The sequence below is a fragment of the Gordonia sp. YC-XJ4 genome (assembly GCF_059511865.1).
This window is the reverse complement of record NZ_CM183447.1, coordinates 3,844,092-3,866,962: the sequence shown is the minus strand read 5'-3', so window position 1 is coordinate 3,866,962 and position 22,871 is coordinate 3,844,092. Positions and strand designations below refer to the sequence as shown.

Below are 22,871 nucleotides of genomic sequence, written 5' to 3'. Positions count from 1 at the left end.
ACCCGCTCGCCACACTGGAGACCACAGCGCCTGACGCCGACGACAGGCCACGACGGAAGGCCCAACGATGGCTGGTCACAACGAGAACTTCGGATTCGATCCCGAGGACTTCGATCGCTTCGCCCGGGAGGCCGCCGACGGTTTGCGCCAGGTTTTCGGGCGCTTCGTCTCCGAGCCGGCGGCGTCGAGTGTGTTCTCGACGTTCGTCGATGCCACCTCTGGTCGCCGCACCAAGCCGGAACCGCCCACGGCGGGTGAGGTCGGTGCGGGCGTCTGGGCGGTGTTCGACGTCGACGATCGGGGCGATGCGCGAGTGGAACAGGTATTCGCCACCGAGATCGACGCCCTGCGCGCCAATCAGCACAACACCGACCCGCGACGCCGGGTGCGATTCTTGCCCTACGGCATCGCGGTCAGCGCGCTCGGCGGTTCGGCGATCGCCGCCGACAACAGTGGCAGCGAGGACGAGGATCGCGGCGGTGCGGCCGGGGAGTCCGCCGACAGCTGACCCGCACCGGGCGACTCACTTGGCCGAGCGCAGCGCCTCGCGTCGTTGCTGCGCCTCGGTGAATCGCCGGCGCTGCACGTCGTTCTCCGGCACCAGCTGCGGTACCGCGCACGGACGGCCGTCGTCGTCCATCGCGACCATCGTGAAATAGCAGCTGTTGGTGTGCCGGCGCTCGCCGGTCTGGATCGACTCGGTCTCGACCCGGATGCCGACCTCCATCGACGTCCGACCGGTGTAGTTGATGGACGCCGACAGGATCAGCAGTTCACCGACCCGGATCGGCTCCCGGAAGATGACGCGGTCCACCGACAGGGTGACCGCGTAGTGGCGCGAATACCGGCTCGCACACGCATAGGCGACCTGATCGAGCAGTTTGAGCAAAGCACCGCCGTGGACGTTTCCGGCGAAGTTCGCGAGGTCGGGCGTCATCAGCAGCGACATGTACAGCGTCGACCGGTCGGTTCCCGGATGGATGTGCGCGTCGGGCGGCGACGGCACCTGCGCGGGCGGGGTCATCGGGGCGCTCCTCGCGATCGGGGCCGGCGCTCACGGTGCGATGTGGCGGGCCGGTGGTCGCGTCATGATAGGCACGTCGAGGGCGATGCGGCAGGATAACGCGGGTGAGCGTGCTTGCCGAGGCGGCCTCGGATCCCGACCGCAGCACCGCGGTGACCCTGTTCTGGATCGCGGTGGCGGCGGTGGCCGCGCCGCTGGTCGCCCGACTCACCCGCCGCTACGTCCCCGAGGTGGTGGTGCTGCTGATTCTCGGCATGGTGTTCGGGCCGCACGTCCTCGCCGTGGGTGATCCGGACTCGGTGGCCGCGGTGAGCCAGCTCGGCCTCGGCATGCTCTTCCTGCTCGCCGGATTCGAACTCGACCCGCACATCCTGCGCGGCAAGCCCGGTGCGCTCGCGGGCGGGATCTGGCTGCTGAGTCTGCTCATCGCGACGATCGCGGTGGCACTGCTGGTGGCGCCGGGCGATTTCACGGCACACGTGGCGATTGCGATCGCGATGACCTCGACGGCATTGGGAACGTTGCTGCCGATCATCAAGGCCGACGGGCTACTCGAACAGCCGTTGGGACGCGCGGTGATGGCCCACGGGGCGGTCGGTGAACTCGGTCCGATCCTGGCGATGTCGTTGCTGTTGACCAGCCGCAACATCGGCGGAGCGGCGATCGTGCTCGCCCTGTTCGCCGTCGCGGCCCTGGTCCTGTTCGCGCTACCGCGACGAGTCGGCCGGATTCCGGCCCTGCGCGCCGCGCTCGTCGAGATGGAGGGCGGCACCTTCCAGTTGCCCGTGCGCGTCGTCGTGGTGCTGCTCGCGGCGTTCATGGCGGTGGCCGCGGTCTTCGATCTCGACGTGGTGCTCGGTGCCTTCGCCGCCGGCATCGCCCTTCGGCGCCTGCTCCCCGAGGACACCCGGGTGGTCGAGAGCCTCGAGGTCATCGGCTTCGGCCTGCTCATCCCGGTCTTCTTCGTGACCTCGGGCATGAACATCGATCCGTCGGCGGTGGCGTCGGCGCCGATGCTGTGGGTGATCCTGGTCGTCGGTATCGGCGTTGCCCGCGGCGTCCCGGTGTGGGTGGGCGAGCGGCTGGTGACCCACGAGGCAAGTCTGCGCGTCGGACGCGAGCGCATCTCGCTGGCGCTCTACGCTGCCACCGGCCTGCCGATCATCGTCGCCGTCACCCAGGTCGCGACGAGCAGCGATCTGATGTCACCGACGCTGGCCTCCACACTCGTGGCCGCGGGCGCCACGACGGTGCTGGTCTTCCCGCTGGCTGCTCGGTTGATCGCGCCAAAGGACTCCACGGCGGCGTCCGCGGTGTCGTGACGCCGTGGGCCGCGTCTCGGCGCCCGCCAGACGAGCAAGTCCGCGAGACGAGCAAGGGGACGACCCCTGGAGTGGATCGTCCCCTCGGCCGGACCCGGGACATACCGGATCCGTGCTGCGTCGTTGTCGATCAGAGGTACTGACCGCAGACCGGCCAGGCGCCCGGTCCCTGGGTGGCCAGCACGTTCTCGGCGACGCGGATCTGCTCTTCGCGCGAGGCGTTGGCGGGGTTGCCGGTGCCGCCGTTGGCTTCCCAGGTGGACTGGGTGAACTGCAGGCCGCCGTAGTAGCCGTTGCCGGTGCTGATGCCCCAGTTGCCGCCGCTCTCGCATTGCGCGACGGCGTCCCAGTTGTGGCCGGTGTCGGCCGATGCGGTCGCGGTTGCCACGCCGAACGGGGCCACCGCCAGGGCACCGATCACTCCGGCGCGCACAGCTAGCTTCTTCATGGTGGTCGTCATCCATTCCTCCTCTCATCCGCCCGGTGGTGGGCAGGTGATTCTCGGACCGGAGGCGACCCTACGGGCTCGATAACGGTCAGGTCACGCCCGCGCTTGCGACCTGCGGGAAAATCATCACGGTGAGATAACGCTGTGAAGTGACCAGGAAATGCCTGCGCATCACGGCGTGTCGCGCTCCTCGACCAGGGGTTGGCGGGACCCTTGTTTTGTGACCAAGCGCACAGTGAGTTTGTGGTTCGTGTCACGCGTTTTCGGTTGCGTCGCTGTCCGTTTCGCGGCATTGATGTCGAAAGTTGCTCGCGGAATGCGCAATTCGTCGTCTACGTCGGACCGGGCGGGCGAGCGCGTGCTCAGTCCCCTCACAGTCCGGGGGGTTAGCCTTGCGCGGTTTACGTGCCGACGCCGCCGGCCCCAGGGGATGATGCGGCGCGCAACGGCGCCCTGACGACGAGTGGAGAACGGATGGCCAGCGAGTTCGATCGACGTCGGTCGCGTGCGTCCTCCGGACGTCACCGCGCCGCACGGCCCGATCGGCCGACTGCGGGCGAGGTGTATCGCCGGGCGGCGCAGCGCCGAGCCGACGAGGACACCTCGGTCTGGACGCCGGTCGGGGGCTTCCCCGCGGAACCGGACGTGCCGGATCACCCCGATCTCGACGTCAGCCCCACCGAGCCGCAGCCGACCCGCCGTTCGGTCTCCGAGGACCCGACCCGCCCCATCCCGACGACCCCGACATCGGATCGTCGCCCCCGGCCGCACGAGCGGGCGGCAGCGTCGACACCGGACGACGGCACGGTGGGGGCCGATGCCGGCACATTCCGGGCCATCCCGGCCCGCAGCGGCACCGCACGGGGCCACTCGGTCGAACCCGACCCCGCACGGCGTCGTGCACCACGACGATCAGCGCACGATTCCGCGCGGCCCGCGCGCCGCCGGACCGCGATCGGACTGGCACGCGCGGCAGTCGTGGTGTGCTCGGTCATCGCATTCGTCGTCTGTGGGGCGATGTGGATGGGGGCGAGCACATTTCGTGGCGGGCTCGGGTACTCCAACGCGCTGCAGGGTGCGCCGCGGTCGACCGATGGCGCCCAGAACATCCTGCTGATCGGGCTCGACACCCGAAAAGACAAGAACGGCAACGATCTTCCCGACGATGTGATGCGACAGCTACACGCCGGTGACGGCGACTCAGGCGGCTACAACACCAATACGCTGATCCTGATGCACATCCCGGCCGACCGGAAGAACATCGTCGCCTACTCCATCCCGCGCGACGACCTCGTCGAGACGCCCGATCTCGACGTGTCCCAGGCCAAGATCAAAGAGGTGTACGGCCGCACGAAGGCGGCCACCGAGGACCAACTGGCCAACGAGGGCATCAGCGATCCGGCCACGCTCGAGGCGAAGGGCCGCGATGCCGGCCGCACCGCAACGATCAAGGCGGTGCGCACCCTCACCGGAGTGCCCATCGACCGATTCGCCGAGGTCAGCCTGATCGGTTTCTACGACGTCGCCAAGGCACTCGGCGGCGTCGAGGTGTGCCTCAATCACGCGGTGTCCGACGACTATTCGGGCGCGAACTTCAGTGCGGGCATGCATCGGTTGTCGGCGTCGCAGGCATTGGCCTTCGTGCGCCAGCGTCATGGGCTGACCCGCGGCGACCTCGACCGCACCCACCGCCAGCAGGCCTTCCTGCTCTCCGCCCTCCATCAGGTGCAGAGCGCCGGGACGCTCACCGACGTCGGCAAGCTGAACCGGCTGATGAGCGTCGTCGACGACGACGTCGTCTTCTCCCAGGGCTGGGATGTGGTGTCCTGGGCCCAGGACATGATCGGCGTGCCCGATCAGAAGATCAGCTTCCAGACCCTGCCCGTCGTGCGGTATGCGACCGTCGACGATCAAGACGTCAACATCATCGATCCCGTCGCGATCCGCGCCGAGGTCCAGCGCGCCTTCGGTGTGCCGGTCGCTGCGCCCGCGCCGTCCTCATCCGATACCTCCCAGTCCGGCGGTTCCCAGTCCGACGGTTCGCAGTCCGGTGCGTCGTCGTCGGACTCCGGGTCGGAGGCGACCCCGACGACCGACGACTCCTCCGACGGGGCCCAGGACGCCAGTGCCGACGACTCCGGACCCGCGCCCGACAGCGGCCCGGCCGTGGTCAACACGGGCACCATTCCCTGCGTCGACTGACCGGTCGCCACCTGCCCACACGGACGGGGCGTGGCGGGTTCGTCGGGAAATGCCGATGCCGGGTCGAGGTGATCGGCACACTGGACTCCGGTACAGCCCTACGCGGGGTGGGAGCGAGGAGAAGACATGACGCACACAGCACAGCCGGCAGCAGGGGTCGGCACGGGGTCCTCGGATCCGGATCCGGTCGAGGTGGTTGTCGAGGCGCCACTGGGGATCGTGACGTTGACCCGCCCGCGTCGGCGCAACCCGTTGTCGACGGAGACGATGCGCGCCGTCACCGCGGCCCTGCGGACGTTGGGTTCCGACGACGCCGTCCGGGTGGTGGTGATCCGCGCGCACGGGCCGGCGTTCTCCGCCGGACATGATCTGTCCGAGCTCGTCGACCGCACCCTCGACGACGAGCGCGCTGTCTTCGACACCTGTGTGGAGATGATGGCCGCGGTCCACGAACTCGATTGTCCGGTCATCGCCGAGGTCGCCGGGGCGGCCTTCGCCGCCGGCTGTCAGCTCGTTGCGACCTGCGATCTCGCCGTTGCCGCCACGACCGCGACGTTCTCGACCCCGGGTGTGCGCATCGGATTGTTCTGCTCGACGCCGATGGTGGCGCTCACGCGTGCGATCGGGCGCAAGCGGGCGATGAAGATGCTGCTCACCGGTGACGCCATCGACGCCGACACCGCCGCTGACTGGGGACTGGTCAACGACGTCGTGTCACCCGACGAACTGGCGACGACGGTCCGTGAACTCGCGCTGCGCATCGCCGGGTCGAGCGCCTCCACCTTGGCCATCGGCAAACGTGCCTTCTATCAGCAGATCGACGAAACCGAGACGCGCGCATACGAGCTCATGGCCGAGACGATGGCCACCAACGCGATGACCTGCGATGCGCAGGAGGGGATGTCGGCGTTCTTGGCCAAACGAGCGCCGGTGTGGACCGACCGGTGAACTCCTCCGAGTCTTCCTAACGCGTCTCGGTGGGTGAGTCGGCGCGGCCTGGTCCGTCCTCCGGCGGCGTTGCCGGATCGGGATCGTCGGGCTCATCTGGCTCGTCGTACTTGTCGGACGGCGTCGTCGCCCGTTGCGGGACAGAGGAATTGAGCAGCGCGTCGACCCATCGGGTGGACGGATCGATGTCGAGCAGCAGAGCCTTGCACATGATGGTCAACGGCACCGCCAGGATCGCCCCGAGCGGACCGAGGACCCACGCCCAGAACAGCAATGACACGAACGTCAAGGTGGTCGAGAGCCCGACGGCGTCGCCGACGAACTTCGGTTGGATCACCGACTGGATGACGACGTTGATCACGCTGTAGACCACGATGACCACCAGCATCGTCGGCACACCGCCGTCGAGGAGCCCGAGCAGCGCGGGCGGGATGACGCCGATGACGAATCCGATGTTCGGGATGTAGTTGGTGATGAACGACAACAGGCCCCACAGGATGGGCAGTGGTATGCCGATGATCGCGAGCGCCACGCTGTCGAACACCGCCACGATCAGACCGAACAGCGTGGAGACCCACAGATAACTGCGAGTGGCCTGGGCAAAGGCGGAGAAGGCCGACGCGATGTCGGGGCGCTCGGCGCGTAGATACTCCATCCGGTCCCCGAAACCGACCGAGTCGGCGGCCATGAACAACAGCAGCGCCAGGATCAGGACCAACGACGAGGCGACGCCGGCGGTCGACTGCACGATGTCGGTGGCCGCGCCGATGATCTTGCTGGAGTCGATGTTGTGCAGCATGTCGTGCACTTTTTGTTCACTGACCCCGTGCGAGGTGAGGAACCGCTGGAACGAGGCGAGGAGATCGTTGAACCTGTCGCTGTAGTTCGGCAGGATCGTCGCCAGGCGCGCCACCGAGTAGGCGAGCGAGGCGAACAGTCCCACCAGGATTCCGTACACCAGCACCAGGACCGTGACGAAGGCCAGCCAGGCCGGTAAACCCTTGCGCCGCATCCAACTCGCGGCCGGGGCCACCGCCACCGTCAGCATCAACGCCAAGAAGATCGGTGCCACCAGGGAGGAGACCGATCGGATACCCGCGACGGCCACCACGATGCCGGCGATCGACACCAGCACGATGGCACCGCGCGGCATCGACCACGCCGGGGGGTTCGCGCGCAACGACATGGGTGCGTGGGCTTTGGCCATTTCGGGTGTGCCCCTTCTCCGGCGGCGCGCGGAGACCACCGAGCGCCCTGTGATGACGTGCTCTGCGAAAAGACTAGGTCCGGTGGTGCCCGTCGTGGGTGCTTCGGCGACCGCGAGCCCGGACAAATCACCCGGCAGGGATGAGTCACGCCGATCCGCACGCCTTCTGCGCGCACTGCGTAGAAGTGTGGGCGGCAGCGGAACGGCGGAGGAGACTGTCGGGGCCTCGTCTCGCGATGCCGCACCGGCAGCTCCGACAGGACAGACGACAGGACAGACCCAGAAGATTTCGGCCGCCGCATCCGCACACCGGCGGTCGGTGCCGTGGAAGGACCACCGTGACCGCAACAACCACCTCGAGCGCCGCAAGCACCTCGAGCGCCGCAAGCACCTCGAGCGCCGCAACCACCTCGAGCGCCGCAAGCACCCCCGCAAGTGGCGAGTACACCGACGCCGACCTCGATGCCGTCTTCGGGCCGGTGTTCGCCCGGATCGCCGAGGGGGCCGTCGCGCGAGAGGAGGACCGCCGTCTCGCCCACGAGGAGATCGCGTGGCTCAAACAGGTCCGGTTCGGTGCGTTGCGTGTCCCCGTCGAATTCGGTGGTTACGGGGCGTCGGTACAGACCCTGTTCCGGCTGCTGATCGATCTGGCTGCGGCGGAATCCAATCTGCCCCAAGCGCTTCGGGTGCACTGGTCCTTCGTCGAGGATCAGCTGCTCGCCGACGACTCGCCCGCCCGACAGCGGTGGCTGCAGGCCGTGGCCGACGGAACGCTCGTCGGCAACGCCATCACCGAGCCCGGCGTGGGCGCCGTGGACCGCTATCGCACCACGGTGACCGACACCGAGGGCGGATACCGCGTCGACGGCACCAAGTACTACAGCACCGGCAGTCTCTACGCCGACCACATCCTCGTCGCGGGTGATCATGGGGGAGAACGTGTCTCGGTTCTCGTCGACGCCGACGCCGACGGGGTCACCCAGCACGACGACTGGGACGGCTTCGGTCAGCGGCTGACCGCGAGCGGCACCACGGAGTTCACCGGTGTCGAGGTGCCCGCTGATCGGCTGCTCGGCGCCGGATACGGAGCCCCCGGCCGGACGTATGCGACGTCGTATCTGCAGCTGGTGCAGTTGTCGGTGCTCGCGGGTATCGCGCAACGCGCGCTGGACGATACCTCCGAATGGGTGCGTGCCCGCACCCGCACCTTCACCCACGCCGCGGCGGATCTACCCCGCGAGGATCCGTTGGTGCAGCAGGTCATCGGGCGCCTGGCCGCTGCTGCCTACACCGCGCGCACCCTGGTCCTCGACATCGCGGGCAAGCTCGATCTGCTCCTCGACGAGGGCGCCACCGACGAGGCGCTGCTCGACGAGGTCGAGTTCGACGTCGCCCGCGCCCAGCACGCGGTCATCACGACGGTGCTCGACGCCACGTCAGCCCTGTTCGAGGTCGGCGGGGCGTCGATCACCTCCGAACGGCTGCGCCTGGACCGGCACTGGCGCAACGCGCGGGTGATCTCGGTACACAACCCGCTCATCTTCAAGCTGCGCGCCATCGGAGATCATGTCCTCAACGGCGCCGATCTGCCCTATGCGTGGAGCGCAGGTGACCGCAGGTCGGTGAAAGACGAGGCAGCACAGGGCGAGTAAGGGCAGCTCACCCGCCCGGCCCGGGCGCGGGTGGAAGTGACGGCGAGTGGTCGGCGGTTCACGCCGACCACTCGTGCGTTTCCAGATCCTGCCAGCGGACATCGAGGTGGGAGGCGGCCACCGCCGCGTGTTCGGGCCCGAGTAACTCGGTCAGCACCTCGGTCATGATGTCGCGCACCTGCTCCGAATCCGACGGCAGCACGTCGTGGTAGCGGGCGATCAGGCCGATCCGGATGCGGTCGACGCGTCCGTCCTCGCCGTCGACGAGCAGATGCACCACCAGGCGACCCACGGTGCGGCGGATGCGCACCGCGAGGACCTGCTTGAGGACCCGGTCGGAGACCTGAACCCCGGGAGTGTCGGTGTCGAGGGGGCGGCCCGGCCGGCGCACCCGCCCGAGATTCGCGGTGATCGCGGTGACGAGGCGATTGGCGTCCTCGCTGAGACGGTCGGTGGCACCGTCGAGTTCACGTCCGGCAGCAACGAGCCAGGCGTCGGTCTGTTCGTCGTCGAGTTGGCTACTCACTCCTGGGCTCCTTCCTGCTGTGTCGGTGTCGGCGTCGGGTCGGTGTCGGTATCGGCGCCGGGGTCGTTGGGCGGGTCCGACGATCGGCCACCGGGCCGCCAGGGTTCCAACCGGGTGGCGAGATAGCGGCGACTGCGCTGCAGATGTCCGCGGACCGATCCGGTGCTGATCTGCAGGATTCGCGAGATCTCGGCCAGCGACAATCCCTCGACCTCGCGGAGCCACCACACCGCCCGGGAATTCTGCGGCAGGGTGAGCAACTCGGTACCCAGCGCCTCGACCAGGGTCTGCCGCATCGCCTCATCCGACGGTAGCGGTTCGGCGGCGGCCAGGTCGGCGAATTGGACGTCGTCGGTCGGAATGTCTCGGCGACGGCGGCGATAATCGATCGTCTTGCGGTGCGCGATCGCGAAGACCCACGTCTTGACGCTGCTGCGAAAAGCGAAGTCCGGCAGCCCCCGCCAGGCATCGAGCAACGTGTCCTGGGCCAGGTCCTCCGCGGTCTGGGAATCGGGCACCATACGGCGCAGATACCGCAGCAAGGGTGGGGACAGCCGGGCGACCAGCTCCGAGAACGCCTCGGTGTCGCCGACGGCGGCGGCCGCGGCCAACTCGTCGTCGGACAGACCGCCCAACGCCAGACCCGGAGCCGCCGGGCTGTGACCGGACTCACTCGAATTCACGCGTGCACATTTCGGTTCCACTACGACTGACCTTATACCGGCATCGTGCGCCGCAATCCGGGACGACGATGAGACCACCGAGGTCTTCTCGCCGCGCTCGGTGCGGCGGATGCCGCGAACAGTGTCCACCGTGTGTAGTCGAGTGAGTACAGAGGAGTTCTCGTGACCGATTCAACTGTGACCGATAAGACCAAGACCACCACCGCCGCCGCAGCGACGGACACCAGTGAGCCCACGGGAAAGGGCCTGGCACTGGCCCGCGAGAGTGGCGCGCCCGGTGACCGCGGCAGGACCGTGATCGCCGATGCGGTCGTCGCGAAGATCGCCGGCATCGCGACCCGCGAGGTCGACGGCGTCCACGATGTCGGTGGCGCTGCCGAGCGTGTCGTCGGAAAGATGCGCGAGGTCATTCCCGGAACCTCGGTCAGCACCACCCAGGGCATCAACGTCGAGGTCGGCGAGAAGCAGGCCGCCGTCGACGTATCGATCGTCGCCGACTTCGGCGTCGCCATTCATCAACTGGCCGCGGCGATCCGGCGCAACGTGATCAACGCGATCGAATCCATGACCGGGCTCGAGGTCACCGAGGTCAACGTCACCGTGCACGACATCAACTTCGGCGATGACGACGACGACCAGACCGACACCCCGCCTCGGGTTCAGTGATCGCCGTGCAGGCCGAATCCGGAAGTGACCGGCTCCCCACACGTTCCGGGGGGCCGGGCGCCGACCTTGCGCAGCAGGTCGCGGACGCGGTGACCGCGGTCGACGGGGTCACCGGTCTGCACGGCGGCATGTTCGGCGAGATCGCCACCTATCTCCCCGGCGGCCGGGTCAGCGGTGTGCAACTCGACGACGACCGCGGCGGAGTGCACGTGATCGTCGACATCTCCCACGACCTGCGTACCGTCGCCGCGCACGCGGTGGCTGTTGCCACGGAGGTCGCCGGGGTGCCGGTCGATGTGACCATCGAGGACATCAGCTTCCCGGGACAACGGGCGGAACAACAGAATTCGGCTTCCCGCCGCGGCACCCCCGCCGGCGGTGACCAACCCGGCGCGACAGAGGGGAATCAGAATGGGTAACAACGCAACTATCGGCTTGATCGTGGGATTGTTGCTCGCACTCGCGGTCACCACCGGGGGCTTCGGCGGTTTCGTCCTCGCGCTGGTCCTCGGCGGCATCGGGCTGGCACTGGGTCTACAACGCGACGGCGCCATCGATCTCGGTGCGCTGCTGCGAAGCCGGAACCGTGGCTGAGTCGTCGACCCCGACGCGCACCGGCGCCACCGTGACGCGAGGCGTCGACAAGGTGCGTCCGGATGCCGTCGGGACCGCGGCCCCGGCCACCGGGGATGCCAAGGGGGCGTTGATCATCGCCGACCGCGTGGGCGCCAAGATCGCCCGCCGGGCAGCACTCGACATCGACGGGGTCACCAAGTACAGCAACACGATCGGATCACTGCTCGGACCGGGAGCGCTGGGCGCGACCTACCCCGCGGTGCGCGTCGACATGTCCGACACCGCGCCGCTCGTGGAGGTCACGGTTGCGCTGACCTGGCCGTGCGCGGTGGCGCAGGTGTGCCGGGACGTGCGCGCCCACGTCGCCGACGAACTGGCGCGGCTCACCGGGATTCGGCCCTCTCGGGTCGATGTGACGGTGGGAACGATCACCACCGACAACGGGGACTCGACCACCCGCGACGGCTACGTGGAACTACCGGCTCCCTCGGAAATCGAGAAGCGCGAGTCGCAGACGCGCGACACCGACACCGACATGGTCACCGACACCGAGACAGGGCAGGAGAGGGTTCACTCATGACCACATCGACGACACCCGAATCCGCATCGCGGCCACGGGCCGAGGTCGTCGCCGAGAACCAGGATCTCGCCGGCGGCAAGGTCTTCGCCCCGGCGGCCTACCCTGGCGCGGCGATCGTCGGGTCGCTGATCGGGCTCCTGTTCCTCGGCCTGGCGTGCGTCGGGATCCGAGATCTCATCGTGTACGCCGGATGGATCGACGGGACCCGATGGACGACGAATACCGCCGACTGGATCACGAGAAGTACGTGGCAGGACTGGATGTGGCCGGTCGCGGTGATCTGCGTGATCGTCGGACTGTGGTTGGTGTGGCTGGCCGTCAAGCCCCGGCGCCGCACCCACGTCCCACTCGGAGACTTCGAGGTGATGTGGACCCGCCGCGGCGACATGGCGCGCCGTGCGAGTGCCGCACTGCTCACCGTCCCCGGGGTCGAGCACGCCACGACCGTGGTCACCCGACGACGGGCAAAGGTCACCGTCACCGTGTCGGGCGGTGTGGACGAGCAGACCATGCGCGACCGCGTTGCCGAGGCACTGGCCCCGGTGAAACATTCTCCACGCGTGGTGATCCGGCGCGTGGTCCGCAGCAAGGAGGCACGCTCGTGAACCGGCGTCCAGCGATCCTGCACCGATTCACCGTCGCGGTGATCGGCCTGGCACTTCTGGTGGTGGGTGTCGGTGCCATCGGTTGGCAACTCGACATCACCCCCATCCACGGCTGGGTCGATCATCTCGATCCCACCTGGGCGAGCCGCACCACAGCGGAGAACTGGTGGTGGGCGGTGCTTCTCGGGGTCGTCGTCATCGCGGTGATCTGGGGGTTCGCGCTGCTCGGTGCGGCGTCGCGTCCCGGTCGGGTGGACGACCTGACCCTGACCGGCAGCGGTGCCGACGGAATCCTGACGGTTCCGCCCAAGCTGATCGCCGCCGCCGTCGCCGACGAACTGTCCGAACGGACGATGTTCGACAAGGCGACCGTGCGTGCCCTCGATGATCGCGGACGCAGCATCATCCGCATCGACGTCACCGCACCGCCGCGCTACTCCTACGACGAGATCGCCGAGGTACTCGGGCCCGCCGTGGAGAACATCCGTCGCGCGGTCGACGGGGCCGACATCCACGTCCAGGCGTTGGTCCACCTGCAGAATCCGAGTCGCTGAGTCCGCACGCGAGCGCAGAACTCACGAATATCAGACACGACACCGCATCTCGGTGTCGCCACGAACTCGCCGGGACCCCCGGCAGACCCGAGCGCACTGCGCGCCGGGACCATCAAGAGAAGGAGCTGTCATGGCACTCGAGGACAAGATCTCGAACAAGGTCGAAGACGCCAAGGGCAAGGCCAAGGAAGTCGGCGGCGATGTCACCGGCGACGACAGCCTCAAGAGCGAGGGCAAGGCCGATCAGGCCTCGGCCGCGGTCAAGGACGGCATCGAGAGCGTCAAGGACGCCGCAGGCAAGGTCAAGGACAAGCTGACCGGCAACTGAGCCGCGCGCGGCAACACCGGGGCGGGCATCGTCATCGACGATGTCCGCCCCGGCGCATCCGGCGGTAGGGTGAGCCCGATGCAGCGGATGAGTGCCGTCGACGCGATGTGGTACTGGATGTCGTCGACGATGCCCAGTGACCAGTTCCTGGTCTACGGATTCACCTCGCCGCGAACGTCTCTCGACGTCATCGCCGGGTACTTGCGGCGTCGAGCCGCAACGATCGACGATCTGCGACTGCGTGTCGCCGACGCCCCGGCACACCTCGACCGGCCGTACTGGCGGCGCGCTCCGGTCTCCGCGGATCAGGTGCGGGTGACTCGGGGTCCCCTGTCGTGGCAGGCGTGCCTCGATCACATCGCGCAGTCGATGGAGGATCAACTCGATGCGCGGCAACAGATGTGGCGGCTACATCTCTACGGGGCGGTCACACCCGCCCCGGGCGTGACCGAGGGCAGCGATCTCGTCGTCGCGGTTCTGCAGGTCGCACACGCGCTCGGCGACGGCCGTCGATCGTCGGCCATTGCGCGACAACTGTTCTCCGAGAAGGAGATCGAGGTACAGGCGCGGTGCCTGGCCAAACGGTGGCCGACGACGGTGGTGCACGTCCCGGCCGCCGCGGCACTCGGCGTGGCCCGCATGCCCATCGACGTCGCACGCATGCTCTTCTGGGGCGGTCTCGCGTTTCACCGCCACCGACAGGTCTCGGGGACAACAGGTTCGGGTCAGGCGACCTCAGGTGTCGCGCCGACATCGATCAACGGGCCACCCGGTCGCGGACGCGAACTGCGCACCCTGACCGTCCCCGCCGATGTGCTCACCGCCCGTGGCGGCACCGTCACCGTCGGGGCCCTCACGGCGATCTCCGACGCACTTCCGCGCTTCCTCGGTGACCCGTCGATGCCGGTGACGATCACCCTCACCGTCGCCCGGCGACGGGCCACCACGGGCCCGAATACCGGTTCCCGCAATGACTTCCGGACCGTCGGCATCGACCTGCACACCGACATCGCCGACCTCGACCGTCGAGCCTCGGCGATCGCCGCCGAGATCGCCCGCGCCCGTGACGAACACATGACCCCCGAACGCGCAGCCGCCCGTCGGGCCGAACACGCCACTCCTGCCCCGCTCCGAATCCTCGGCGCCCGTCAGGCTGGGGCGGCGCCGATCCCGGAGCGCATCGACGGCATCAGCGTGGTCTCCTCCGTCGATCGGGGACCGGCCGATCTCACGCTCGGCGGGGGCAGCAGATCCGTGATCACCGCAGGCTTCCCGGCACTGTCCCCGGTGCACGGACTCAACCACGGCGTGCACGGTCTCGGTGCGCGCGTGACGCTTTCGGTGATCGCTGCACCCCGCCGATGCCCCGATATCGACCGTTACCTCGCGTTGCTGACCGACGCCCTCCGACGGTGAGCTGCCCGGAACGAGTCGGTCAGGACGTGATCTGGGGAGGGCCGTCGTCCGGCTCCGACCCGCGCGTCGACGTCGGAGAATCGTTGCCGCCCCGATGGCCTCGCGTCAGGCGCTTCGGCAGGCGCTCGGCGAGCCCGCCGAGCGGGGCCACCGTCTGATTGAGCAGATCGACGGTCTCGGCCAACTCGTGCACCGTGTCCTGCATGGCGAGCAGATTGGGTGCGAGCTGACCGATCACCTCGGTGAGTTCGGTGATGCGGTCGAGCGGGCCGTCCGGCGCGATGGCACGCTCGACCGCGCCGTTCTCGCCGACGAGCTGGTCGAGCAGACCGCCGTCCTCGGCGAGGCGATCGAGGATTCCGCCGTCGGCGGTGACCTTTTCCAGGACGCCGTCGGGTGCGGTCAACTTGTCGATGATGCCGCCCTCCGACGTCAGGCGTTCGAGAATGCCCTCGTTCTCGGTGAACTGGTCGATCACCCCGCCGGTGCGGGTGAGGCGGTCCAGCGGACCGTCCTTGGCGGTCAACCGCGTCAGGATGCCGCCGTCCTCCGACATCTGATCGAGGATTCCGCCGGGCGCCGTGAGTTTTTCGAGCAATCCGTCCTTGGCGGTCAGGCGGTCGATGACGCCACCGGGATTGAGAAGGCGTTCGAGTGGTCCGCCCGCGGCGACGATCCGGCCGAAAGGACGATCGGGACCGAGGAGATCGGCCAGTTGACCGAGTAACGCCAGCGGTGCCCGGGCTCCGCTGAGCTCGTCACCGGAGATCCCCAGAGCGTGATTGAGCTCGTGCTGCACGCTGTCGGCGGTGATGCGGGCGATGTTGACCGCCGATTCCGCGGCGGTGAGCGTGACACCGGTGACCGCGAAACCCAACTGGAAGGGGAACTCGATCAGGGACCGTACGTCGATCGGACCAGGGGACTGTCGGCGAGGCACCGACCCACTCGCGCCGGCGTCGCCGGTGTCGGGGGAGTTCATGGGGGAACGATAGCGCGCGTCAGCGCTGTGCGGACTCGGCCTTGGCCGCCGCCTTGGCGGCCTTCTTGAACTCGCGCACCCGCAGCAGCGAATCCGCATCGGTCACATCGGCGACCGAACGGAAACCCTTCTTGCCGTAGTCGCCGACCACCTTCGTCCACCCGGCCGGCTTCACGTCGAGTTGTTTGGCCAGCAACGCGGTGAAGATCTTGGCCTTCTGCTCACCGAAGCCGGGGAGCTTGCGCAGCCGCGCGAACAGCTCGGCGCCGGTGGTGGCCTCGGTCCAGATCCGTTCGGTCTCACCGTCGTACTCCGCCACCACGGTTCGGGCGAGCTCCTGAACCCGCCCGGCCATCGAGCGACCGTAGCGGTGAATCGCCGGCGGGGTGGCGCAGAGGTCGGCGAATTCGGTGGGGTCGGCGGCGGCGATCGCCTCGGGATCGAGCGAGCCGAAGCGGTCCTTGATCTTCGCCGGCCCGGCGAAAGCGCGCTCCATCGGGAACTGCTGATCCAGGAGCATCCCGGTGAGCAGCGCGAACGGATCGGTCGACAACAATTCGTCGGCGGTGGGATCCTGGGCAATCTGCAGTTTCGCCATGGCACCAGGGTAGTGCCCCTACACTGAGCCCCATGCTGCGTGGGTCCGTGGATTCTCGGCGCTCGGGGGAGACGCCGCCGATTACAACAACGCCGATTACAACAACAAGACCGTCGACGTCTGGGTTGCGTGGCCGATGCGGTCGGCGCTTCCGGACGGCGGTGATCGCAGTCGTCTCGGTGGCGGCGGTGGTGCTCGGGCTGACCGCCCAGGCCTCGGGTACGGCGTCGGCGTTACCCGACCCGCAACCCAATTACGTGACCACGCTGCGCTGCGACAGCGCCAATCCGTGGCCCGCGCCCCGCATTCCGGTGTGGGTGGACGTCTACAACCAGATCGCTTTCCCCTCCGACGGATTGCCCGGGCCGGCGATCTCGCTCGTCGGGTCCTCGCGAGCCAAGCCCGGCGTACTCGAATTCACCGTCGAGGTGACGGTCGCGTGGCGCAATCTGCGGACCGGACGCACCGGCACGGTGCGGGTCCCGACCCGAACCCAGGTGGTGGGCTGGGAAGTGGTGTTGCACCCCGGTAGCGGCCCCGTGAGCTTCACGATCAACCAGAAGATCGGTGCGCTGGCGTTCGTGCCGATGGTCAACCCGCAGTACTCCAGCTGTCGGGGCCAGGCAACCGCCTAGGCACAGCTCGGAGATCGCGCGGTCCACCCCTTTCTCGTGCGCCCGAGGCCGATAACACTTCGGTCATGGGCGACATGCGGGTGGGCGAAACCATGGGGGCCGGGCGAATTCGCGGGGTAGCGTAATCCGCGGTAGCCCGATCCCTTCCGATATCGGGCCCGGACGAAGGGGTTCGGATCATGTCAGAAGCGCACAACGCCGAGATCGCCGAACAACACACGGCCAAGGTCATCGGCGTCTCCATCGCCGCCGCGGTCGGCGGCTTCCTGTTCGGGTTCGACAGCTCGGTCATCAACGGCGCCGTCAACTCCATCCAGGACACCTTCGAGCTGAGCTTCCTCGTCAACGGATTCGCAGTGGCCGTCGCGCTTCTCGGGTGCGCGGTCGGTGCATGGTTCGCCGGTCGGCTCGCCGACTCCTGGGGCCGCAAACGGGTGATGCTGCTCGGTTCGGCGTTGTTCATCATCTCGGCCATCGGTACCGCTTACACCCAGACGTTGTGGGATCTGTTGCTGTGGCGCATCCTGGGCGGCCTCGGCATCGGTATCGCGTCGGTCATTGCTCCCGCGTACATCTCCGAGATCGCGCCCGCACGCTACCGCGGCGCCCTCGCGTCGATGCAGCAGCTGGCGATCACCCTCGGCATCTTCGCCGCGCTGCTCTCGGACACGTTGCTACAGAATCAGGCCGGCGGACCCGAGAAGGACCTCTGGTGGGGACTGGACGCATGGCGGTGGATGTTCCTCGTCGGCGTCATCCCGGCGGTCATCTACGGCCTCCTGGCGCTGTCGATCCCGGAATCCCCGCGTTATCTCGTCGGACGCAACCGTGACGAGGAGGCGGCGCGCATCCTGCAGGAGGTCACCGGTGAACCCAACCCGCTCGAGCGGGTGAAGGAGATCCGGTTGACGGTCAAGCGCGAACGCAACAGTTCGCTCGCCGACATCCGTGGACCCTCGTTCGGACTGCATCCCCTGGTGTGGGTGGGTATCTGGCTCGCGATCTTCCAACAGTTCGTGGGTATCAACGCGATCTTCTACTACTCGACGACGCTGTGGCAGTCGGTGGGCTTCTCCACCGACGACGCGTTCACCACCTCGGTCATCACCTCGGCGATCAACGTCGGTATGACTTTCGTGGCGATCCTGTTCGTCGACCGGATCGGTCGTCGGGTGCTGCTGCTGTGGGGTTCGGTCGGCATGTTCATCGGACTGGTCATGGCGTGTGTCGCCTTCACCCAGGCGGTCACCACCGTCGTCGACGGTGAACCCAAGACGTCACTGGCCGATCCGTGGGGGCCGCTGGCCCTCGTCGGTGCCAATCTGTTCGTCGTTGCCTTCGCCGCGACGTGGGGTCCGGTGATGTGGGTGATGCTCGGCGAGATGTTCCCCAACCGTATCCGCGGCGTTGCCCTCGGTGTGTGCACCGCGTTCAACTGGGTCGCCAACTTCATCATCTCGATGCTGTTCCCGCAAATGAGCAAGGTCGTCGGATTGGGGTGGATCTACGGGTTCTTCGCCTTCTGCGCGGCGGCGTCGTACTTCTTCGTGCGATTCAAGGTCCGCGAGACCAAGGGTATGGAACTCGAGGACATGGATGCGATGGCCGACTCCGAATTGTCGGCGCTGCAAAGCAAGTACGCGGCCAAGTCCTCGCGCGTCAAGTAGCTCTGGGTTACTCGGCGAGCGTCCCGACGAGCAATGCCTGCGCGGCGAAGTACGAGGCGAGCACCCACACCTCGACGGCTCGTCGCCGCGCCGGGTCGCTCATCAGATGACGGCGGTTGAGGATGCTCAGATCCGAAGCCAGGAACAACAATCCGCCGACGCGCAGAGCGGGTTGCCCGGTGGGTGCGGAAGCGGCGAGCGCCGACATGGTCGCCAGCGTGTTGCCGTAGGGGCCGAGAACCGACAGCAGTCGGGGTCGGTGGTAGCCGATCACCGCCGCCGACTCGGCGAGTGCGAGCATTCGCGGGGCGACGTCGGGCACCCGTGGGCGGGCTCCACGGCGCCACAGCAGCGTGCAATACGACAGCTGCGCACCGGCGAACAGTGCAGCCCCCAGTGCCAGCCGGGAATCCTTGGCGCTCAACGGATGAGCGAGAGGCAGACGAGTGTGGTGATCCTCCGGGGCGGCCGGGGCGAACTCCTCGGCGAGCATCGCGCGATCGCCGGCGGCCGAGAACGCGACCGCGGCGCCGAGCAGTGCGTTGTCGACCGGTGTGCGTGTGCGCCAACCACGACCGACCTCGACCGCCAGCAACGCCAGTGGCACCGGCTTGGTGAGTGCGGCGGCCCGGCGGGAGCCGTAGGCGCCTGCCACTGCGGCGACACCCGCGGCGAGTGCGTAGGGTAGGCGCCTCACCGCATCAGACCGGCGACGAAATCGCGGGTGTCGTTGTCCGACATCGAGGTTGCCTGGCGCTCGTCGAGCGTCAGATAGGTGCGACCGGAGACACGCCGGTCGGCGGTGCGGGCGTCGTTGATGTACTTCAGGGTCAGCGGCACAACCACATTCGGGTCCTGCAGGGTCAGTGTCATCAGCACCGGCCGGGTGAACCCGCTCGACGGCAGCGTCGACGCCGACGACAGGATGGTGGTCAGCGTCGAGTTCTGGGCCAGCGGCCTGCTGAACAGCGACCCGAGCGAGAGCCCGGCAACCTCGCGCGTCAGATCGCCGACACATTGGTTCTGCGCCTTGGTCATCCACGTACGTCCGGCGTCGCTGAGGTAGCCGTCGAGACCGACCTCGGGGTGTGCGGTGCGGATCGCGGCAAGGGTGTACAGCGCGTCGGATACCCATCCCGGCGGTGCGGTCAGAGTTGTCGTGGGACCGAGATTGCTGAGCAGAGAAGCGAAGTCGGCGGGAATCGACGTCGCCGCGCTGCCACGGTAATCGAGCTTCGGGCCCTGCAGTTTCGGCGCCGAACGAGCCAGGGCGATCGCCGCCGACGCGCCCTGCCCTTCACCGACGACGGCCCACCGGGCGGAGAGCTGATCGGAGATGTCCCGGCCGGCGCGGACCGCGTCGACGATGTTCCGGGCCGTCGCGTCGACGTCGTAATACTGTGGCGTGCCCGTGGTTCCGAGGCCGGCGTAGTCGGTGCCGACCACGGCGTAGCCACGGCGCAACCAGGTGCGCAACGCGTCGAGGTCGGTGTCGGTCGGGTGAACGGACGGGGCGCAGGTGTCGGCGAGACCGCGAGAGCCATGCGCCCACACCACGATTGGGTAACCGCCGGCCGGGGCTGCCTGCGGTGGCAGGTAGAGCGATCCGGTGCTCAGGTGCGCGGCACCGTCGGCGCCGACGCTCCAGTAGGTGAACTGATTGCCCTGACGCGCCCCGGCGAACAGGTTCGACCCGGGGATCTGTCGGTTGGCGTAGACGGTTCCGGCCTGCTGTCCCGCGCTCGCCGACGGCATACCCGTCGAGGTGGTGGCATCGGCGGAGGGACCCGCCGACGGGGTGGTCGAGGTGGCCTCGGTGGTGGGGTCGGAGCCCGGCGCGGCATGCGCCAGGCCGATCACCGAGCCGGTGATGCCCGCGGACACCACCACCGCGGTGGTCGCGAGGGCGGTACCGAGTCGGGTGCGTCTGGCGACCCAGCGGGGCCGGCGCCGCAGGGTGATCATGAGGTCGCGTCGACGATGCCGACGGCGGGCAGGAAGAAGCAGGACTGCGATCCGTTGCGAGCCGTGCCGTAGACCGCGGACAGGATGGTGCCCTTGCCGGTGTCCACCGGCGCCAGTCGAATGGCGCCGAGGGCCGGGAGCATCTTGGTCAGCAGTGCCGCCTGCGGGTTGTCGGTCAGTGACTGCAGATCGGCGAAACCGCCCTGCAGGGTGCTGGTGTTGAACCAGGCGACCTGGATCTTGCCGTCGGTGACCGGAGAGGCCGGCACGAATGCGTATCCGGTCTGACCGTCGCGGACCAGGTTGATCGGTGCCAGCGGTGGGACCTTGACACCCGGGATCATCTGCAGGATCTGGTTGATCGGGGTCGTCGGCTCGGACTTCATCGGCCACAGCCCGGCGACCGCGCCGGCTCCGGCGGTGACCAGTCCGAGCGGGTTGTCGGCAGTCGGTGCGGCGCAGAACGGTGCGATCGACGGGGTGAACGTCTGGATGCCGGCGGCGCGCAGGACGGCCAGCGGGTCGGCGACCGTGTCGACGTCACGGCGCGCGGAGACCTGGGAGGTTCCCGAGGAGAGTCCGCCGAGCGGCAGTTGGCCCAGCAGGCCGGTGATCTGGTCGGGGGAGATCTGGCCGAGGCTGCTCTTGACGGCCTCGGCGGCCTTGAGCGCCATCTGATCCACGCCGGCCGCCTTCAATTTGCGGACGGCGTCGGCGAGTTCGCTGTCGAGCGGGACCGCGCCGAGTTCGATCTGGTTGATCAGGTCACCGATCTGGTCGGTGGGTGAGGTGGTGGCCGTTGCGCGCGTGGTGGGGGCGTGGGTGGTCGGGGCATGCGGTGCGGGTGCCGGTGCGGCGTGTGCCAGTCCAGCACCGCCGCCCAGGGTGATCGCGGTCGCCAGGGCGATACCGCTCACGCCGAGACCCCATCGCCGGCGCGGATGTCGCGCCGACGGCGTCGGGTGCGGAGACTGCGACGACGATGACGTCGAACGTGGCGCAATGGACATGGCTCTCCTCAGGCGGCAACTCGCCCGCAACCAGTGGGGCGAATGTGACAGATGGTGCTCAAGTTAAAAGAAAGCATGAGGGTTGCCGGATCGACAAGTCGCGAGTCCGAGTTGTGATGCGCCCGCGACCGTGGGGATATGCCCGTCAGAACGCCAACGCCCCGGCCGAGAGGCCGGGGCGTTGGCGTGGCAGCAGAGCGCTCAGATGATCGCGATGCCGATCGTCGGTGCGATCGTGCACGAGAGGACCCGGCCCTTGGTCTTGGTGGTGACGTCGCCGTAGATGGTGGAGATGATCCGGCCTTTGCCGGTGGCCGCGATCCCGGTGAACGTGCCCGGTCCCGCCGCGACATTGATCTTTTCGTTGCGCTTGAGTTGCAGCTGGCCGGTGCGTCCGTTGTCGATGTTGAGCCAACTCACCCAGAGCTTGCGGACCGGGCTGTTGACGGCCGGACCGGTGCCGAGGCTGGTGTAGACGTAACCGGCCTCGCCCCTCTTGGGTCCGGGCGCGGGCGCGGCCTGCGGACCCGCGGTCACCAGAGCCCGACCCAGGGAGTTGCCGTTGCCCGGCATGCAGCCGAAGCCCAGTGTCGGATACAGGAACTCCTGGATACGCGGAGCGTTCGGGCCCTGCGGGATCACCGGGTCACCGGGCTTGGCCACGCGGGTCTCGGCGGCCCGCTGGGCGGCGAGTTGCTGACGCCCCGGCTCACCGAGGAAATCGGTGATCTGCTTCCAGATGTCCTTGATCTGTGGGGGCAGCGCGGGATTGTCGGCGAGAGTTTGTGCTTGCCGCAGCAGGTCGGCGTTGACCTTGCCGTCCGGACCCGGCGTGGTGACCGCACCGATGATCGCCGGTGCGAAGGCTCCGAGGGAGTCGAGCGTGCGCTGATCCGGGGTCGGTGTCTGCTCGTTCGGTGTCTGCGGGCTCGGGGTTTGCGGGCTCGGGGTCTGCGATGTCGGCGCCGGGCTGGTGGGTGCCGCCATGGCGACGGCGGGGATGGCGAGCGACGTGGCGATGGCCACCGCGGTGGCGGCGATCAGGCGTCGGGATCGGCTCATCGGTGCTTGCAGGCGCACGAGGCGAGGTCCTATCAAAGTCGGTGTGCGCCGAGATCATTCACGGCCCACGCTGGCGTTCTCTGGCTCCGACGTCCCCCCGACACCCTCGAGCACTGCGGCGTGCCGAGTAATCGGACCCGGCGCTCAGTGAGCACACCGCGGACGTCGCCGGTCATTCTAAGCCCCTCGGGTGGGGCGGTGTCCAGGCAGCCTAA

Annotated in this window: 26 protein-coding genes; 15 read left to right on the top strand and 11 right to left on the bottom strand. The window is 68.2% G+C overall.

The features are described from left to right. The first annotated feature begins 67 nt into the window (after window positions 1-67). Window positions 68-508: an Rv0313 family protein gene (locus tag AC5ZH6_RS17290; protein WP_006367684.1), complete on the top strand. Its 441-nt coding sequence runs from the start codon at window positions 68-70 to the stop codon at window positions 506-508. Between the two features lie 15 nt (window positions 509-523). On the opposite strand, the gene AC5ZH6_RS17285 is transcribed toward AC5ZH6_RS17290, so the two are convergent. Beyond that, window positions 524-1,024 (bottom strand): acyl-CoA thioesterase, encoded by a 501-nt coding sequence (locus AC5ZH6_RS17285; protein ID WP_006367683.1) that lies wholly within the window; start codon window positions 1,022-1,024, stop codon window positions 524-526. A 104-nt stretch (window positions 1,025-1,128) separates the two neighbouring features. Between AC5ZH6_RS17285 and AC5ZH6_RS17280 the strand changes: the two genes are divergently transcribed. Beyond that, window positions 1,129-2,346 carry a cation:proton antiporter gene (locus tag AC5ZH6_RS17280; RefSeq protein WP_020170693.1) on the top strand — a complete coding sequence of 406 codons (1,218 nt, stop codon included), beginning with the start codon at window positions 1,129-1,131 and terminating at the stop codon, window positions 2,344-2,346. 130 nt (window positions 2,347-2,476) lie between these two features. Here AC5ZH6_RS17280 and AC5ZH6_RS17275 read toward each other — a convergent pair whose 3' ends face one another. Next, window positions 2,477-2,806, bottom strand: coding sequence for a transglycosylase family protein (locus AC5ZH6_RS17275; protein ID WP_014360644.1), 330 nt, complete (start codon window positions 2,804-2,806; stop codon window positions 2,477-2,479). Window positions 2,807-3,268: 462 nt separating this feature from the next. Here AC5ZH6_RS17275 and AC5ZH6_RS17270 point away from each other — a divergent pair, with 462 nt between their 5' ends. Continuing rightward, window positions 3,269-4,996, top strand: a complete 1,728-nt coding sequence (locus AC5ZH6_RS17270) for an LCP family protein (protein WP_094600797.1) — start codon at window positions 3,269-3,271, stop codon at window positions 4,994-4,996. 126 nt (window positions 4,997-5,122) lie between these two features. Further along, window positions 5,123-5,944 carry an enoyl-CoA hydratase gene (locus AC5ZH6_RS17265; protein ID WP_020170695.1) on the top strand — a complete coding sequence of 274 codons (822 nt, stop codon included), beginning with the start codon at window positions 5,123-5,125 and terminating at the stop codon, window positions 5,942-5,944. A gap of 16 nt (window positions 5,945-5,960) precedes the next feature. On the opposite strand, the gene AC5ZH6_RS17260 is transcribed toward AC5ZH6_RS17265, so the two are convergent. Continuing rightward, the gene (locus AC5ZH6_RS17260) at window positions 5,961-7,151 is read right to left on the bottom strand and encodes an AI-2E family transporter (protein ID WP_026919987.1); all 1,191 of its coding nucleotides are present in this window, start codon (window positions 7,149-7,151) and stop codon (window positions 5,961-5,963) included. Between the two features lie 338 nt (window positions 7,152-7,489). Between AC5ZH6_RS17260 and AC5ZH6_RS17255 the strand changes: the two genes are divergently transcribed. Next, on the top strand, window positions 7,490-8,803 hold the full coding sequence (locus AC5ZH6_RS17255) for an acyl-CoA dehydrogenase family protein (RefSeq protein ID WP_094600796.1): 1,314 nt from the start codon (window positions 7,490-7,492) through the stop codon (window positions 8,801-8,803). A gap of 58 nt (window positions 8,804-8,861) precedes the next feature. On the opposite strand, the gene AC5ZH6_RS17250 is transcribed toward AC5ZH6_RS17255, so the two are convergent. Together AC5ZH6_RS17250 and AC5ZH6_RS17245 are read right to left on the bottom strand one after the other, a co-directional pair. Then, window positions 8,862-9,329: a hypothetical protein gene (locus tag AC5ZH6_RS17250; RefSeq protein ID WP_006367675.1), complete on the bottom strand. Its 468-nt coding sequence runs from the start codon at window positions 9,327-9,329 to the stop codon at window positions 8,862-8,864. After that, window positions 9,326-10,012 carry an RNA polymerase sigma factor gene (locus AC5ZH6_RS17245; protein WP_026919988.1) on the bottom strand — a complete coding sequence of 229 codons (687 nt, stop codon included), beginning with the start codon at window positions 10,010-10,012 and terminating at the stop codon, window positions 9,326-9,328. Before AC5ZH6_RS17245 ends, AC5ZH6_RS17250 begins: the two co-directional genes overlap by 4 nt. Window positions 10,013-10,174: 162 nt before the next feature. On the opposite strand from AC5ZH6_RS17245, the gene AC5ZH6_RS17240 reads away from it, so the two are divergent. The 8 genes from AC5ZH6_RS17240 to AC5ZH6_RS17205 all read left to right on the top strand — a co-directional run bounded on the left by AC5ZH6_RS17240 (window position 10,175) and on the right by AC5ZH6_RS17205 (window position 14,737). Then, on the top strand, window positions 10,175-10,678 hold the full coding sequence (locus AC5ZH6_RS17240) for an Asp23/Gls24 family envelope stress response protein (RefSeq protein ID WP_006367673.1): 504 nt from the start codon (window positions 10,175-10,177) through the stop codon (window positions 10,676-10,678). Further along, window positions 10,675-11,097, top strand: coding sequence for a hypothetical protein (locus AC5ZH6_RS17235; RefSeq protein ID WP_006367672.1), 423 nt, complete (start codon window positions 10,675-10,677; stop codon window positions 11,095-11,097). Before AC5ZH6_RS17240 ends, AC5ZH6_RS17235 begins: the two co-directional genes overlap by 4 nt. Next, window positions 11,090-11,272, top strand: coding sequence for a hypothetical protein (locus AC5ZH6_RS17230; RefSeq protein ID WP_006367671.1), 183 nt, complete (start codon window positions 11,090-11,092; stop codon window positions 11,270-11,272). Before AC5ZH6_RS17235 ends, AC5ZH6_RS17230 begins: the two co-directional genes overlap by 8 nt. Next, window positions 11,265-11,834: an Asp23/Gls24 family envelope stress response protein gene (locus tag AC5ZH6_RS17225; protein ID WP_020170699.1), complete on the top strand. Its 570-nt coding sequence runs from the start codon at window positions 11,265-11,267 to the stop codon at window positions 11,832-11,834. The genes AC5ZH6_RS17230 and AC5ZH6_RS17225 overlap by 8 nt, the downstream gene beginning before the upstream one ends. Continuing rightward, the gene (locus AC5ZH6_RS17220; RefSeq protein WP_020170700.1) at window positions 11,831-12,439 is read left to right on the top strand and encodes a DUF6286 domain-containing protein; all 609 of its coding nucleotides are present in this window, start codon (window positions 11,831-11,833) and stop codon (window positions 12,437-12,439) included. Before AC5ZH6_RS17225 ends, AC5ZH6_RS17220 begins: the two co-directional genes overlap by 4 nt. After that, entirely contained in the window at window positions 12,436-12,993 is a 558-nt protein-coding gene (locus AC5ZH6_RS17215; protein ID WP_006367668.1) for an Asp23/Gls24 family envelope stress response protein, read from the top strand. The genes AC5ZH6_RS17220 and AC5ZH6_RS17215 overlap by 4 nt, the downstream gene beginning before the upstream one ends. Window positions 12,994-13,123: 130 nt before the next feature. Then, on the top strand, window positions 13,124-13,321 hold the full coding sequence (locus AC5ZH6_RS17210) for a CsbD family protein (RefSeq protein WP_006367667.1): 198 nt from the start codon (window positions 13,124-13,126) through the stop codon (window positions 13,319-13,321). A gap of 78 nt (window positions 13,322-13,399) precedes the next feature. Then, window positions 13,400-14,737: a hypothetical protein gene (locus AC5ZH6_RS17205; protein ID WP_035734773.1), complete on the top strand. Its 1,338-nt coding sequence runs from the start codon at window positions 13,400-13,402 to the stop codon at window positions 14,735-14,737. 19 nt (window positions 14,738-14,756) lie between these two features. Here the strand turns inward: AC5ZH6_RS17205 and AC5ZH6_RS17200 are convergent, their stop codons facing one another. Then, entirely contained in the window at window positions 14,757-15,719 is a 963-nt protein-coding gene (locus AC5ZH6_RS17200; RefSeq protein ID WP_006367665.1) for a hypothetical protein, read from the bottom strand. A 19-nt stretch (window positions 15,720-15,738) separates the two neighbouring features. Then, window positions 15,739-16,317, bottom strand: coding sequence for an HhH-GPD-type base excision DNA repair protein (locus AC5ZH6_RS17195; RefSeq protein WP_006367664.1), 579 nt, complete (start codon window positions 16,315-16,317; stop codon window positions 15,739-15,741). A gap of 161 nt (window positions 16,318-16,478) precedes the next feature. Between AC5ZH6_RS17195 and AC5ZH6_RS17190 the strand changes: the two genes are divergently transcribed. Together AC5ZH6_RS17190 and AC5ZH6_RS17185 are read left to right on the top strand one after the other, a co-directional pair. Further along, window positions 16,479-16,952, top strand: a complete 474-nt coding sequence (locus AC5ZH6_RS17190; RefSeq protein ID WP_006367663.1) for a hypothetical protein — start codon at window positions 16,479-16,481, stop codon at window positions 16,950-16,952. A gap of 179 nt (window positions 16,953-17,131) precedes the next feature. Further along, on the top strand, window positions 17,132-18,619 hold the full coding sequence (locus tag AC5ZH6_RS17185; RefSeq protein ID WP_006367662.1) for a sugar porter family MFS transporter: 1,488 nt from the start codon (window positions 17,132-17,134) through the stop codon (window positions 18,617-18,619). A 7-nt stretch (window positions 18,620-18,626) separates the two neighbouring features. Here AC5ZH6_RS17185 and AC5ZH6_RS17180 read toward each other — a convergent pair whose 3' ends face one another. The 4 genes from AC5ZH6_RS17180 to AC5ZH6_RS17165 form a co-directional block, all read right to left on the bottom strand. Next, the gene (locus tag AC5ZH6_RS17180) at window positions 18,627-19,316 is read right to left on the bottom strand and encodes a lysoplasmalogenase family protein (RefSeq protein ID WP_496167566.1); all 690 of its coding nucleotides are present in this window, start codon (window positions 19,314-19,316) and stop codon (window positions 18,627-18,629) included. After that, window positions 19,313-20,584, bottom strand: a complete 1,272-nt coding sequence (locus tag AC5ZH6_RS17175; protein WP_496167564.1) for an alpha/beta hydrolase family protein — start codon at window positions 20,582-20,584, stop codon at window positions 19,313-19,315. Before AC5ZH6_RS17175 ends, AC5ZH6_RS17180 begins: the two co-directional genes overlap by 4 nt. Next, window positions 20,581-21,594 (bottom strand): hypothetical protein, encoded by a 1,014-nt coding sequence (locus AC5ZH6_RS17170; RefSeq protein ID WP_496167563.1) that lies wholly within the window; start codon window positions 21,592-21,594, stop codon window positions 20,581-20,583. The genes AC5ZH6_RS17175 and AC5ZH6_RS17170 overlap by 4 nt, the downstream gene beginning before the upstream one ends. Window positions 21,595-21,795: 201 nt before the next feature. After that, window positions 21,796-22,656, bottom strand: coding sequence for an Rv1157c family protein (locus tag AC5ZH6_RS17165; RefSeq protein WP_020170705.1), 861 nt, complete (start codon window positions 22,654-22,656; stop codon window positions 21,796-21,798). Window positions 22,657-22,871: the final 215 nt, after the last annotated feature.